The 14,628-nt window shown below is 50.3% G+C and carries 11 protein-coding genes and 2 tRNA genes; 12 read left to right on the top strand and 1 reads right to left on the bottom strand.

The window, feature by feature from the left end; translation table 11 throughout:
* Positions 1-82 precede the first annotated feature (82 nt).
* From secG to ACJHYR_RS05405, 3 genes are all read left to right on the top strand, one after another.
* Complete coding sequence (gene secG / locus ACJHYR_RS05415) at positions 83-415, top strand: preprotein translocase subunit SecG (protein WP_001295556.1); 333 nt, start codon at positions 83-85, stop codon at positions 413-415.
* Positions 416-429: 14 nt separating this feature from the next.
* Positions 430-516 (top strand) — tRNA-Leu (locus tag ACJHYR_RS05410).
* Positions 517-974: 458 nt separating this feature from the next.
* Entirely contained in the window at positions 975-2,600 is a 1,626-nt protein-coding gene (locus ACJHYR_RS05405; RefSeq protein ID WP_072837422.1) for a phosphoethanolamine transferase, read from the top strand.
* A 7-nt stretch (positions 2,601-2,607) separates the two neighbouring features.
* Here the strand turns inward: ACJHYR_RS05405 and argG are convergent, their stop codons facing one another.
* Entirely contained in the window at positions 2,608-3,951 is a 1,344-nt protein-coding gene (gene argG, locus ACJHYR_RS05400; RefSeq protein ID WP_000207680.1) for an argininosuccinate synthase, read from the bottom strand.
* A gap of 347 nt (positions 3,952-4,298) precedes the next feature.
* Here argG and ACJHYR_RS05395 point away from each other — a divergent pair.
* The 9 genes from ACJHYR_RS05395 (at position 4,299) to nlpI (ending at position 14,544) form a co-directional block, all read left to right on the top strand.
* Positions 4,299-4,375 (top strand) — tRNA-Met (locus ACJHYR_RS05395).
* A gap of 206 nt (positions 4,376-4,581) precedes the next feature.
* Positions 4,582-5,034: a ribosome maturation factor RimP gene (gene rimP, locus ACJHYR_RS05390; protein WP_001300397.1), complete on the top strand. Its 453-nt coding sequence runs from the start codon at positions 4,582-4,584 to the stop codon at positions 5,032-5,034.
* Between the two features lie 27 nt (positions 5,035-5,061).
* Entirely contained in the window at positions 5,062-6,549 is a 1,488-nt protein-coding gene (nusA, locus tag ACJHYR_RS05385; RefSeq protein WP_001031055.1) for a transcription termination factor NusA, read from the top strand.
* Positions 6,550-6,573: 24 nt separating this feature from the next.
* Positions 6,574-9,246: a translation initiation factor IF-2 gene (gene infB, locus ACJHYR_RS05380; RefSeq protein WP_000133044.1), complete on the top strand. Its 2,673-nt coding sequence runs from the start codon at positions 6,574-6,576 to the stop codon at positions 9,244-9,246.
* Positions 9,247-9,405: 159 nt separating this feature from the next.
* Positions 9,406-9,807, top strand: a complete 402-nt coding sequence (gene rbfA / locus ACJHYR_RS05375) for a 30S ribosome-binding factor RbfA (RefSeq protein ID WP_001040205.1) — start codon at positions 9,406-9,408, stop codon at positions 9,805-9,807.
* Positions 9,807-10,751, top strand: coding sequence for a tRNA pseudouridine(55) synthase TruB (truB, locus tag ACJHYR_RS05370; RefSeq protein WP_000089714.1), 945 nt, complete (start codon positions 9,807-9,809; stop codon positions 10,749-10,751). The genes rbfA and truB overlap by 1 nt, the downstream gene beginning before the upstream one ends.
* A 148-nt stretch (positions 10,752-10,899) precedes the next feature.
* Complete coding sequence (gene rpsO / locus ACJHYR_RS05365; RefSeq protein WP_000059466.1) at positions 10,900-11,169, top strand: 30S ribosomal protein S15; 270 nt, start codon at positions 10,900-10,902, stop codon at positions 11,167-11,169.
* Between the two features lie 246 nt (positions 11,170-11,415).
* Positions 11,416-13,551 (top strand): polyribonucleotide nucleotidyltransferase, encoded by a 2,136-nt coding sequence (pnp, locus tag ACJHYR_RS05360; protein WP_077248662.1) that lies wholly within the window; start codon positions 11,416-11,418, stop codon positions 13,549-13,551.
* Positions 13,552-13,659: 108 nt separating this feature from the next.
* The gene (nlpI, locus tag ACJHYR_RS05355; RefSeq protein ID WP_000802080.1) at positions 13,660-14,544 is read left to right on the top strand and encodes a lipoprotein NlpI; all 885 of its coding nucleotides are present in this window, start codon (positions 13,660-13,662) and stop codon (positions 14,542-14,544) included.
* Positions 14,545-14,628 lie beyond the last annotated feature (84 nt).

Raw genomic sequence — 14,628 nt, 5'->3', positions numbered from 1 at the left:
GCTTCAGTGGGAAAGATTAAAAACTCCCGCTTTATTGGTTGAAGCATTGGTACGCGGCAACTCCGCAAGGAACAGGTTGATTATGTACGAAGCTCTTTTAGTAGTTTTCCTTATTGTGGCAATTGGCCTTGTTGGTCTGATCATGCTGCAGCAAGGTAAAGGCGCTGATATGGGAGCCTCCTTCGGAGCAGGCGCTTCCGCTACGCTGTTTGGTTCAAGTGGTTCTGGTAACTTCATGACCCGCATGACGGCGCTGCTGGCAACGTTATTCTTCATCATCAGTCTGGTGTTGGGTAACATCAATAGCAACAAAACCAATAAAGGTAGCGAATGGGAAAACCTGAGTGCGCCGGCGAAAACCGAACAAACTCAGCCAGCTGCTCCGGCTAAGCCGACCAGCGATATCCCGAACTAAAAAGTAGTATCCGTGCCGAGGTGGTGGAATTGGTAGACACGCTACCTTGAGGTGGTAGTGCCCAATAGGGCTTACGGGTTCAAGTCCCGTCCTCGGTACCAAATTCCAGAAAAGAGACGCTGAAAAGCGTCTTTTTTCGTTTTGGTCCTGGTCTGAGGAATGGTTGTCAGGTATCTGTATCTCGTCCAGTTGCTTTACTCGTAGCTGGTACTTTGAAACGATGGTGCCGGTACGCCTTAGTTATAAACTTTTCCCTTCTGCTGACATAATTGGCACTTTATTGTGTCAACTCCAGTTCCGGTACGAATACGGATATGTTTACTTCTCGATAAACCATCCTGCTCCTGTCAGTATAACTACTGCTGGCTACGTTCTGCGTAATGTTTAGAGACGCATTGATAATGTTATTTAATTACTGAGAACGCAATGGCCGCATCATTTAAAAAGAAAAAACTAACAGTGTTTCGTTCTGATATGGATCAGAGTTGAAAAACATGTCTGATATAAAATTGAACATTGTTGATGATTGTTTATATTGGTTGTGAACTTGGATTTCTGGATGACAGTATTCAACAAATTTGCTAGAAGTTTTAAATCTCATTGGTTGTTGTATCTTTGTGTTATTCTTTTTGGTATTACGAACTTAGTCGCTTCTTCCGGAGCGCATATGGTTCAGCGATTGCTGTTCTTCGTCCTGACCATCCTGGTTGTTAAACGTATATCATCCCTTCCGCTTCGCCTGCTTGTTGCCGCACCATTTGTGTTACTGACTGCGGCAGACATGAGTATTAGCCTCTATTCATGGTGTACCTTTGGTACAACTTTCAATGATGGATTTGCGATTAGTGTGCTGCAGAGTGATCCGGATGAAGTTGTCAAAATGCTGGGGATGTATATCCCTTATCTATGTGCTTTTGCCTTTTTATCCCTTCTTTTTTTGGCAGTAATAATAAAATATGATGTTTCCTTGCCGACGAAAAAAGTGACAGGAATATTATTGCTGATTGTCATTTCGGGCAGTTTATTTTCCGCTTGTCAATTTGCTTATAAAGATGCAAAAAATAAAAAAGCGTTCAGTCCATATATACTAGCGTCGCGATTTGCTACCTATACACCGTTTTTCAATCTCAATTATTTTGCTTTAGCAGCGAAAGAGCATCAAAGATTACTCTCAATTGCAAACACGGTGCCGTATTTTCAATTATCAGTCAGGGATACAGGTATTGATACCTACGTGTTGATTGTGGGGGAGTCCGTACGCGTCGACAATATGTCTTTGTATGGATATACACGCTCTACGACACCGCAAGTCGAAGCACAAAGAAAACAGATCAAACTGTTTAATCAAGCAATAAGCGGTGCACCTTACACTGCGCTGTCGGTTCCCCTTTCTTTAACTGCTGATTCCGTTTTGAGTCATGACATTCATAATTACCCCGACAACATTATTAATATGGCTAATCAAGCAGGATTTCAGACTTTCTGGCTAAGCTCGCAATCCGCTTTTCGGCAGAATGGTACAGCAGTTACCAGTATCGCCATGCGCGCCATGGAAACAGTCTATGTCAGAGGATTTGATGAATTGTTGTTGCCGCATTTATCGCAAGCGTTACAGCAAAAGACGCAGCAAAAGAAACTGATTGTTCTTCATTTAAATGGAAGCCATGAACCGGCTTGTAGCGCCTATCCGCAATCCAGCGCCGTGTTTCAACCGCAGGACGATCAGGATGCCTGCTATGACAACTCCATTCATTACACAGATAGTTTGCTAGGTCAGGTTTTTGAATTATTAAAAGATCGTCGCGCCTCGGTCATGTATTTTGCCGATCACGGCCTGGAACGCGACCCTACGAAGAAGAACGTCTATTTTCATGGAGGCAGGGAGGCCAGCCAGCAGGCATATCATGTCCCGATGTTTATCTGGTATAGCCCCGTTCTTGGGGATGGCGTTGATCATACAACGGAAAACGATATCTTTTCCACTGCGTACAATAATTACCTTATTAATGCGTGGATGGGGGTAACAAAGCCGGAACAGCCGCAAACGCTGGAGGAAGTGATTGCACACTATAAAGGAGACTCACGGGTTGTAGATGCAAACCATGATGTTTTCGATTTTGTGATGCTAAGAAAGGAGTTTACTGAGGATAAGCAAGGTAACCCCACCCCTGAAGGGCAGGGTTGATGTCGAATTACTGGCCTTTATTTTCCAGATTCTCCACCTGCGGCACGCCCGAAGCGGCAGAGGAGGAGAGCAGGCCAGTTTTGGCATAACCGAAAAGTTTCTCGCGGGTATCGGTGATATCCAGGTTACGCATGGTCAATTGACCAATACGATCATCTGGCGAGAACACCGAGTCACCTTTTTCCATCGTCAGACGCTCTGGCTTGTAGGTCAGGTTCTCTGAGACGGTATTCAGGATCGAATAATCGTTCCCACGGCGCAGCTCCAGGGTAACCTCACCAGTGATCTGGCTGGCAACCCAGCGTTGCAGAGAGTCACGCAGCATCAGCGCCTGGGAATCAAACCAACGCCCCTGGTACAGCAGACGGCCCAACTGACGACCATGTGCATGATACTGCTCAATGGTGTCTTCGTTGTGAATACCAGTAAGCAGACGTTCATACGCAATGTGCAGCAGCGCCATTCCCGGAGCCTCGTAAATACCACGGCTTTTCGCTTCGATGATACGGTTTTCAATCTGGTCGCTCATGCCCAGGCCGTGACGACCGCCGATGCGGTTAGCTTCCAGCATCATTTCTACGTCGTCGCTAAAGGTTTTACCGTTCAGCGCCACCGGATGACCTTGCTCAAAGCGTACTGTGACTTCTTCTGCCGGGATCTTCACGCTCTCATCCCAGAACTTCACGCCCATAATCGGGTTGACGATTTTGACGCTGGAGTTGAGGTATTCCAGATCCTTCGCTTCATGCGTTGCACCAAGCATATTGGAGTCCGTGGAGTAGGCTTTTTCGACAGACATTTTGTAGTCGAAACCGCAGGCAATCATAAATTCAGACATTTCATGACGACCGCCCAGTTCATCAATAAAGTCAGTATCAAGCCACGGTTTGTAAATCTGCAGTTCAGCATTGGTCAGCAGACCGTAACGATAGAAACGTTCGATATCGTTTCCTTTATAGGTGCTGCCGTCACCCCAGATATTCACGCCATCTTCTTTCATAGCAGCAACCAGCATGGTGCCAGTCACGGCGCGGCCCAGCGGCGTCGTGTTGAAATAGGTCAGGCCGCCAGTGGTGTTATGAAATGCGCCACACTGAATAGCGGCAATACCTTCGGCCACCAGTTGTTTGCGGCAGTCGATCAGACGTGCGTTCTCCGCGCCGTATTCCATGGCACGACGAGGGATCGCATCATAATCCTCTTCGTCTGGCTGGCCCAGATTTGCAGTATATGCATAAGGAACAGCTCCCTTTTGTCGCATCCACAGCAGTGCGGCACTGGTGTCCAGACCGCCGGAAAAAGCGATACCAATACGTTGACCTACCGGGAGATGCTTGAGAATCGTCGTCATAAAATAACACCCTGCTTAATTAACTGATGATGAGCCTGGATTTCCGCTCTCACTGAATTTTTATGCAAAATAAATGAGTTTTCATTTAATCATCTTTTATCGGAGACAGGAAGAGTTTAGTGTGTTTTTTGTAAAATAATGCGCTTAAGGGAGAGCAGGAGAAGGCAAAAGTATTCAACAAATGAAAGTGAACTGGATATTCATTCACGTGATTAGCAATAAACGTTGACAAAATGTGGCGTGGATCACTATAATGCCTGCAGATTTTACGTCCCGTCTCGGTACACCAAATCCCAGCAGTATTTGCATTTTTTACCCAAAACGAGTAGAATTTGCCACGTTTCAGGCGCGGGGTGGAGCAGCCTGGTAGCTCGTCGGGCTCATAACCCGAAGGTCGTCGGTTCAAATCCGGCCCCCGCAACCACTTTCCCTTAGAGTCCTTTTTCAAATATACTGTGAAGACTTCGGCCTTCGTAGTGGGATTTGAAAAAATCCTTCTGGAAAGTGCTCCAGACCGCAGTTGCGGTTATAGGGTTCAGTTATATAAAGCCCCGATTTATCGGGGTTTTTTGTTATCTGACTACAGAATAACTGGGCTTTAGGCCCTTTTTTTATGTCTTGGGGGTGGGCTTGTCCACATTAGAGCAAAAATTAACAGAGATGATTACTGCGCCAGTTGAGGCCCTGGGTTTTGAACTGGTTGGCATCGAATTTATTCGCGGTCGCACATCCACACTGCGCATCTATATTGATAGTGAAGATGGCATCAATGTTGATGATTGTGCTGATGTGAGCCACCAGGTAAGTGCTGTGCTGGATGTTGAAGATCCCATCACCGTTGCTTATAACCTGGAAGTCTCCTCACCGGGTCTCGATCGCCCACTGTTCACGGCTGAACACTACGCCCGTTTCGTCGGAGAAGAGGTGACTCTGGTTCTCCGCATGGCGGTACAAAACCGTCGTAAATGGCAGGGCGTTATCAAAGCGGTAGACGGTGAAATGATCACAGTTACCGTCGAAGGTAAAGATGAAGTGTTCGCGCTGAGTAATATCCAGAAGGCGAACCTGGTTCCCCACTTTTAATAGTCTGGATGAGGTGAAAAGCCCGCGATGAACAAAGAAATTTTGGCTGTAGTTGAAGCCGTATCCAATGAAAAGGCGCTACCTCGCGAGAAGATTTTCGAAGCATTGGAAAGTGCGCTGGCGACAGCAACAAAGAAAAAATATGAACAAGAGATCGACGTCCGCGTACAGATCGATCGCAAAAGCGGTGATTTTGACACCTTCCGTCGCTGGTTAGTTGTTGATGAAGTCACCCAGCCGACCAAGGAAATCACCCTTGAAGCCGCACGTTATGAAGATGAAAGCCTGAACCTGGGCGATTACGTTGAAGATCAGATTGAGTCTGTTACCTTTGACCGTATCACCACCCAGACGGCAAAACAGGTTATCGTGCAGAAAGTGCGTGAAGCCGAACGTGCGATGGTGGTTGATCAGTTCCGTGAACACGAAGGTGAAATCATCACCGGCGTGGTGAAAAAAGTAAACCGCGACAACATCTCTCTGGATCTTGGCAACAACGCTGAAGCCGTGATCCTGCGCGAAGATATGCTGCCGCGTGAAAACTTCCGCCCTGGCGACCGTGTTCGTGGCGTGCTCTATTCCGTTCGCCCGGAAGCGCGTGGCGCGCAACTGTTCGTCACTCGTTCCAAGCCGGAAATGCTGATCGAACTGTTCCGTATTGAAGTGCCGGAAATCGGCGAAGAAGTGATTGAAATTAAAGCAGCGGCTCGCGATCCGGGTTCTCGTGCGAAAATCGCGGTGAAAACCAACGATAAACGTATCGATCCGGTAGGTGCTTGCGTAGGTATGCGTGGCGCGCGTGTTCAGGCGGTTTCTACTGAACTGGGCGGCGAGCGTATCGATATCGTCCTGTGGGATGATAACCCGGCGCAGTTCGTGATTAACGCAATGGCACCGGCAGACGTTGCTTCTATCGTGGTGGATGAAGATAAACACACCATGGATATCGCCGTTGAAGCCGGTAACCTGGCGCAGGCGATTGGCCGTAATGGTCAGAACGTGCGTCTGGCTTCGCAGCTGAGCGGTTGGGAACTCAACGTGATGACCGTTGACGACCTGCAGGCTAAGCATCAGGCGGAAGCGCACGCAGCGATCGACACCTTCACCAAATATCTCGACATCGACGAAGACTTCGCGACTGTTCTGGTAGAAGAAGGCTTCTCGACGCTGGAAGAACTGGCCTATGTGCCGATGAAAGAGCTGTTGGAAATCGAAGGCCTTGATGAGCCGACCGTTGAAGCACTGCGCGAGCGTGCTAAAAATGCACTGGCCACCATTGCACAGGCCCAGGAAGAAAGCCTCGGTGATAACAAACCGGCTGACGATCTGCTGAACCTTGAAGGGATAGATCGTGATTTGGCATTCAAACTGGCCGCCCGTGGCGTTTGTACGCTGGAAGATCTCGCCGAACAGGGCATTGATGATCTGGCTGATATCGAAGGGTTGACCGACGAAAAAGCCGGAGCACTGATTATGGCTGCCCGTAATATTTGCTGGTTCGGTGACGAAGCGTAATAAACTGTAGCAGGAAGGAACAGCATGACAGATGTAACGATTAAAACGCTGGCCGCAGAGCGACAGACCTCCGTGGAACGCCTGGTACAGCAATTTGCTGATGCAGGTATCCGGAAGTCTGCTGACGACTCTGTGTCCGCACAAGAGAAACAGACTTTGATTGACCACCTGAATCAGAAAAATTCAGGCCCGGACAAATTGACGCTGCAACGTAAAACACGCAGCACCCTTAACATTCCTGGTACCGGTGGAAAAAGCAAATCGGTACAAATCGAAGTCCGCAAGAAACGCACCTTTGTGAAACGCGATCCGCAAGAGGCTGAACGCCTTGCTGCGGAAGAGCAAGCGCAGCGTGAAGCGGAAGAGCAAGCCCGTCGTGAGGCAGAAGAATCGGCTAAACGCGAGGCGCAACAAAAAGCTGAACGTGAGGCCGCAGAACAAGCTAAGCGTGAAGCTGCTGAACAAGCGAAACGTGAAGCTGCGGAAAAAGACAAAGTGAGCAATCAACAAGACGATATGACTAAAAACGCCCAGGCTGAAAAAGCCCGCCGTGAGCAGGAAGCTGCAGAGCTCAAGCGTAAAGCCGAAGAAGAAGCGCGTCGTAAACTCGAAGAAGAAGCACGTCGCGTTGCTGAAGAAGCACGTCGTATGGCGGAAGAAAACAAATGGACTGATAACGCGGAACCGACTGAAGATTCCAGCGATTATCACGTCACTACTTCTCAACATGCTCGCCAGGCAGAAGACGAAAGCGATCGTGAAGTCGAAGGCGGCCGTGGCCGTGGTCGTAACGCGAAAGCTGCGCGTCCGAAGAAAGGCAACAAACACGCTGAATCAAAAGCTGATCGTGAAGAAGCACGCGCAGCAGTACGTGGCGGTAAGGGCGGAAAACGTAAAGGTTCTTCGCTGCAGCAAGGTTTCCAGAAGCCTGCTCAGGCCGTTAACCGTGACGTTGTGATCGGCGAAACCATCACCGTTGGCGAACTGGCGAACAAGATGGCGGTTAAAGGCTCTCAGGTCATCAAAGCGATGATGAAACTGGGCGCAATGGCAACCATCAACCAGGTTATCGATCAGGAAACCGCACAGCTGGTTGCTGAAGAGATGGGCCACAAAGTTATCCTGCGTCGTGAAAACGAGCTGGAAGAAGCGGTAATGAGCGACCGTGACACAGGTGCAGCGGCTGAACCGCGCGCACCGGTTGTGACCATCATGGGTCACGTTGACCACGGTAAAACCTCTCTGCTGGACTACATTCGTTCAACGAAAGTGGCCTCTGGCGAAGCGGGCGGCATTACCCAGCACATTGGTGCATACCACGTTGAAACTGAAAACGGCATGATCACCTTCCTGGACACCCCGGGGCACGCCGCGTTTACTTCAATGCGTGCTCGTGGTGCGCAGGCAACGGACATCGTAGTCCTGGTTGTTGCTGCCGACGACGGCGTAATGCCGCAGACCATCGAAGCAATCCAGCACGCGAAAGCGGCGCAGGTTCCGGTGGTGGTTGCAGTGAACAAGATCGATAAACCAGAAGCCGATCCGGATCGCGTTAAGAACGAACTCTCCCAGTACGGCATCCTGCCGGAAGAGTGGGGCGGTGAAAGCCAGTTCGTACATGTGTCTGCGAAAGCGGGTACTGGTATCGATGAGCTGCTGGACGCTATCCTGCTGCAGGCGGAAGTTCTGGAGCTGAAAGCGGTACGTAAAGGTATGGCGAGCGGTGCGGTTATCGAATCCTTCCTCGATAAAGGTCGTGGTCCGGTTGCTACCGTTCTGGTACGTGAAGGTACTCTGCACAAGGGCGATATCGTTCTGTGTGGCTTCGAATACGGTCGTGTTCGTGCGATGCGTAACGAACTGGGTCAGGAAGTGCTGGAAGCGGGTCCGTCCATTCCGGTGGAAATCCTCGGCCTGTCTGGCGTTCCGGCTGCGGGTGATGAAGTTACCGTTGTACGTGACGAGAAGAAAGCGCGTGAAGTTGCACTCTATCGTCAGGGTAAATTCCGCGAAGTTAAACTGGCACGTCAGCAGAAATCTAAACTCGAGAACATGTTCGCCAACATGACCGAAGGCGAAGTTCACGAAGTGAATATCGTCCTGAAGGCAGACGTACAGGGTTCCGTGGAAGCTATCTCCGACTCCTTGCTGAAACTGTCTACTGACGAAGTTAAAGTGAAGATCATCGGTTCTGGCGTAGGTGGTATCACCGAAACCGACGCTACCCTGGCTGCGGCGTCCAACGCCATCCTGGTTGGCTTCAACGTACGTGCTGATGCCTCTGCACGTAAAGTGATTGAAGCGGAAAGCCTGGATCTGCGTTACTACTCCGTCATCTATAACCTGATCGACGAAGTGAAAGCGGCAATGAGCGGTATGCTGTCTCCGGAACTGAAACAGCAGATTATCGGTCTGGCGGAAGTTCGTGACGTGTTCAAATCGCCGAAATTTGGTGCCATCGCAGGTTGTATGGTTACCGAAGGTGTGGTTAAACGTCACAACCCGATCCGCGTTCTGCGCGACAACGTGGTTATCTACGAAGGCGAGCTGGAGTCCCTGCGCCGCTTCAAAGATGACGTTAACGAAGTCCGTAACGGTATGGAATGTGGTATCGGCGTTAAGAACTACAACGATGTCCGCACTGGCGATGTGATCGAAGTATTCGAGATCATCGAAATCCAACGTACCATCGCTTAAGGTTGTCTGGGTTGTAGGCTGGATAAGGCTTTTACGCCGTATCCGGCAGCCGTTGCCTGATGCGACGCTCGCGCGTCTTATCAGGCCTACACAGCCCTTCCACCTGAAATTAATTTTTAAAAAGGGGCTATGGCCCCTTTTTTGTCAGGAGAATTTATTATGGCGAAAGAATTTGGTCGCCCGCAGCGCGTAGCGCAGGAAATGCAAAAAGAGATCGCTCTCATCCTGCAACGCGAAATTAAAGATCCTCGTCTGGGCATGATGACCACCGTTTCCGGTGTCGAAATGTCTCGCGACCTGGCGTATGCCAAAGTATATGTAACGTTCCTCAACGACAAAGATGAAGACGCGGTTAAAGCGGGCATCAAAGCGTTGCAGGAAGCTTCTGGTTTCATCCGCAGCCTGCTGGGGAAAGCGATGCGCCTGCGTATCGTGCCGGAACTGACCTTCTTCTACGACAACTCGCTGGTTGAAGGGATGCGCATGTCAAACCTGGTGACCAGCGTGGTCAAACATGACGAAGAACGTCGTGTTAACCCGGACGACAGCAAGGAGGACTAATGAGTCGTCCTCGTCGTCGCGGTCGCGACATTAACGGTGTTTTGTTGCTGGATAAACCGCAGGGTATGTCCAGCAATGATGCGCTGCAAAAAGTGAAACGGATTTATAACGCCAACCGTGCCGGGCATACCGGTGCGCTGGACCCGCTGGCAACTGGCATGTTGCCAATTTGCCTCGGGGAAGCGACGAAGTTTTCCCAGTATCTGCTGGACTCCGACAAACGCTATCGGGTGATTGCGCGTCTTGGACAGCGTACCGATACGTCTGACGCCGATGGACAAATCGTTGAAGAACGTCCGGTAACCTTTAGCGCAGAGCAACTGGCGGTGGCACTGGATACTTTCCGTGGCGATATCGAACAGATCCCATCGATGTATTCAGCACTGAAATACCAAGGCAAAAAACTGTACGAATATGCGCGTCAGGGCATTGAAGTACCGCGTGAAGCGCGCCCGATTACCGTTTATGAATTGCTGTTTATTCGCCACGAAGGCAATGAGCTGGAGCTGGAAATTCACTGCTCAAAAGGCACTTATATCCGCACCATCATTGATGACCTGGGTGAAAAACTCGGTTGTGGCGCGCATGTTATTTACCTGCGTCGTCTGGCGGTAAGTAAATATCCGGTTGAACGGATGGTGACCCTGGAACATCTGCGTGAACTGGTTGAACAAGCCGAACAGCAGGATATTCCAGCCGCGGAGTTACTTGATCCATTACTGATGCCAATGGACAGTCCAGCTTCGGACTACCCGGTGGTGAATCTTCCGTTAACGTCTTCTGTTTACTTCAAAAATGGTAACCCGGTTCGTACATCCGGTGCGCCGCTGGAAGGACTGGTTCGCGTTACAGAAGGTGAGAACGGCAAGTTTATCGGTATGGGCGAAATTGACGATGAAGGCCGCGTCGCGCCTCGTCGCCTGGTGGTTGAATACCCGGCGTAATGTTAACCGTCTTGCGATAACAGGTCGCTACGAGTAGAATACTGCCGCTTAACGTCGCGTAAATTGTTTAACACTTTGCGTAACGTACACTGGGATCGCTGAATTAGAGATCGGCGTCCTTTCATTCTATATACTTTGGAGTTTTAAAATGTCTCTAAGTACTGAAGCAACAGCTAAAATCGTTTCTGAGTTTGGTCGTGACGCAAACGACACCGGTTCTACCGAAGTTCAGGTAGCACTGCTGACTGCACAGATCAACCACCTGCAGGGCCACTTTGCAGAGCACAAAAAAGATCACCACAGCCGTCGTGGTCTGCTGCGCATGGTTTCTCAGCGTCGTAAACTGCTCGACTACCTGAAACGTAAAGACGTAGCACGTTACACCCAGCTCATCGAGCGCCTGGGTCTGCGTCGCTAATTCTTGCGAGTTTCAGAAAAGGGGGCCTGAGTGGCCCCTTTTTTCAAGCTGACGGCAGCAATTCACTGGAAACTAATGTATTGTTGCTATGAATGATCTTCCGTTGCAGAGGTTCGCGCGGCTAATGAGAGGCTTTACCCACATTGGGCTGGGTTAGGGTTGTCATTAGTCGCGAGGATGCGCAGAAGATCGGGTATTAACACCAGTGCCGTAAGGTACTGTCTAAGAAAGAGAAAGGATATTACATTGCTTAATCCGATCGTTCGTAAATTCCAGTACGGCCAACACACCGTGACTCTGGAAACCGGCATGATGGCTCGTCAGGCTACTGCCGCTGTTATGGTTAGCATGGATGACACCGCGGTATTCGTTACCGTTGTTGGCCAGAAAAAAGCCAAACCAGGTCAGGACTTCTTCCCACTGACCGTTAACTATCAGGAGCGTACCTACGCTGCTGGTCGTATCCCGGGTAGCTTCTTCCGTCGTGAAGGTCGTCCAAGCGAAGGCGAAACCCTGATCGCGCGTCTGATTGACCGCCCGATTCGCCCGCTGTTCCCGGAAGGCTTCGTCAACGAAGTTCAGGTTATCGCCACTGTGGTTTCTGTTAACCCGCAGGTTAACCCGGATATCGTCGCGATGATTGGCGCTTCCGCAGCACTGTCTCTGTCTGGTATTCCGTTCAATGGTCCGATTGGTGCTGCCCGCGTAGGTTACATCAATGACCAGTACGTACTGAACCCGACTCAGGACGAGCTGAAAGAGAGCAAACTGGATCTGGTTGTTGCCGGTACTGAAGCCGCTGTACTGATGGTTGAATCTGAAGCTGAACTGCTGAGCGAAGACCAGATGTTGGGCGCAGTAGTGTTCGGTCATGAACAACAGCAGGTTGTCATTCAGAACATCAATGAACTGGTGAAAGAAGCCGGTAAACCGCGTTGGGACTGGCAGCCGGAGCCGGTAAACGAAGCGCTGAACGCGCGCGTTGCTGCACTGGCTGAAGCTCGTCTGAGCGATGCTTACCGCATCACCGACAAACAAGAGCGTTATGCGCAGGTTGATGTCATCAAATCTGAAACCATCGCGACGCTGCTTGCTGAAGATGAAACCCTGGACGAAAACGAACTGGGTGAAATTCTGCACGCTATCGAGAAAAACGTTGTTCGTAGCCGCGTACTGGCAGGCGAACCGCGTATTGACGGTCGTGAAAAAGATATGATTCGTGGTCTGGATGTGCGTACTGGCGTGCTGCCGCGTACTCACGGTTCTGCGCTGTTCACCCGTGGTGAAACTCAGGCGCTGGTTACCGCAACGCTGGGTACTGCACGTGACGCGCAAGTTCTTGATGAACTAATGGGCGAACGTACTGACACCTTCCTGTTCCACTACAACTTCCCTCCGTACTCAGTAGGCGAAACCGGCATGGTCGGTTCTCCGAAGCGTCGTGAAATTGGTCACGGTCGTCTGGCGAAGCGCGGTGTGCTGGCAGTCATGCCGGATATGGACAAATTCCCGTACACCGTACGTGTTGTGTCTGAAATCACTGAATCCAACGGTTCCTCTTCTATGGCTTCCGTGTGCGGCGCGTCTCTGGCGCTGATGGACGCAGGTGTGCCAATCAAAGCTGCTGTTGCGGGTATCGCAATGGGTCTGGTGAAAGAAGGCGACAACTACGTTGTACTGTCTGACATTTTGGGCGACGAAGATCACCTGGGCGATATGGACTTCAAAGTTGCGGGTTCCCGCGACGGTATCTCTGCATTGCAGATGGATATCAAAATTGAAGGTATCACCAAAGAGATCATGCAGGTTGCGCTGAACCAGGCTAAAGGTGCGCGTCTGCATATCCTGGGCGTAATGGAACAGGCGATCAACGCGCCGCGTGGCGATATCTCTGAGCTCGCTCCGCGTATCCATACCATCAAGATCAACCCGGACAAGATCAAAGACGTTATCGGTAAAGGCGGTTCTGTAATCCGTGCTCTGACCGAAGAAACTGGCACCACCATCGAAATCGAAGATGACGGTACTGTGAAAATCGCAGCGACCGACGGCGAGAAAGCGAAACATGCTATTCGTCGTATCGAAGAGATCACTGCAGAAATCGAAGTGGGCCGCGTCTACAATGGTAAAGTGACCCGTATCGTTGACTTTGGCGCATTTGTTGCCATCGGCGGCGGTAAAGAAGGTCTGGTACACATCTCTCAGATCGCTGACAAACGCGTTGAGAAAGTGACCGATTACCTGCAGATGGGTCAGGAAGTACCGGTGAAAGTTCTGGAAGTTGATCGCCAGGGCCGTATCCGTCTGAGCATTAAAGAAGCGACTGAGCAGTCTCAACCTGCTGCAGCACCGGAAGCTCCGGCTGCTGAACAGGGCGAGTAAGGTTGCCATTTGCCCTCCGCTGCGGCGGGGGGCTTTTAACCGGGCAGGACGCCTTGTTAGCAACCGGGAACAGGACGTTCATTCAACCGTGGTCTTCGGGAGTGGGAAATGAAGCCTTTTTTGCGCTGGTGTTTCGTTGCGACAGCACTTACGCTTGCAGGATGCAGTAATACTTCCTGGCGTAAAAGTGAAGTCCTCGCGGTACCATTGCAACCGACTTTACAGCAGGAAGTGATTCTGGCACGTATGGAACAAATCCTTGCCAGTCGGGCTTTAACCGATGACGAACGCGCACAGCTTTTATATGAGCGCGGAGTGTTGTATGATAGTCTCGGTCTGAGGGCATTAGCGCGTAACGATTTTTCGCAAGCGCTGGCAATCCGACCGGATATGCCTGAAGTATTCAATTACTTAGGCATATATTTAACGCAGGCAGGCAATTTTGATGCTGCCTATGAAGCGTTTGATTCTGTACTTGAGCTTGATCCAACTTACAACTACGCGCACTTGAATCGCGGGATCGCATTATATTACGGCGGTCGTGACAAGTTAGCGCAAGATGATCTGCTGGCGTTTTATCAAGACGATCCCAATGATCCTTTCCGTAGTCTGTGGCTTTATCTCGCCGAGCAGAAGCTCGATGAGAAGCAGGCTAAAGAAGTGTTGAAACAGCACTTCGAAAAATCGGATAAGGAACAGTGGGGATGGAACATTGTCGAGTTCTACCTGGGCAACATTAGCGAACAAACGTTAATGGAAAGGCTCAAGGCGGACGCAACGGATAACACCTCGCTCGCTGAGCATCTCAGTGAAACCAACTTCTATTTAGGTAAGTACTACCTAAGTCTGGGGGATTTGGACAGCGCCACGGCACTGTTCAAACTGGCGGTTGCCAACAACGTTCATAACTTTGTTGAGCACCGATACGCATTGTTGGAATTATCGCTCCTGGGCCAGGACCAAGATGACCTGGCAGAATCGGACCAGCAATAGCTGACGTACACATCAGCCCGTAATCTTTTTTGATTGCCATCACCTTAACGGGTGAGGGCGTTGTTGTTCGTTAATACACCTACT

The sequence above is a fragment of the Escherichia sp. WS1450 genome (genome assembly GCF_046487395.1).
Classification (GTDB): Bacteria; Pseudomonadota; Gammaproteobacteria; order Enterobacterales; family Enterobacteriaceae; genus Escherichia; species Escherichia coli.
The sequence above is the reverse complement of the archived record's forward strand: the minus strand, read 5'-3'. Positions and strand labels throughout refer to the sequence as shown.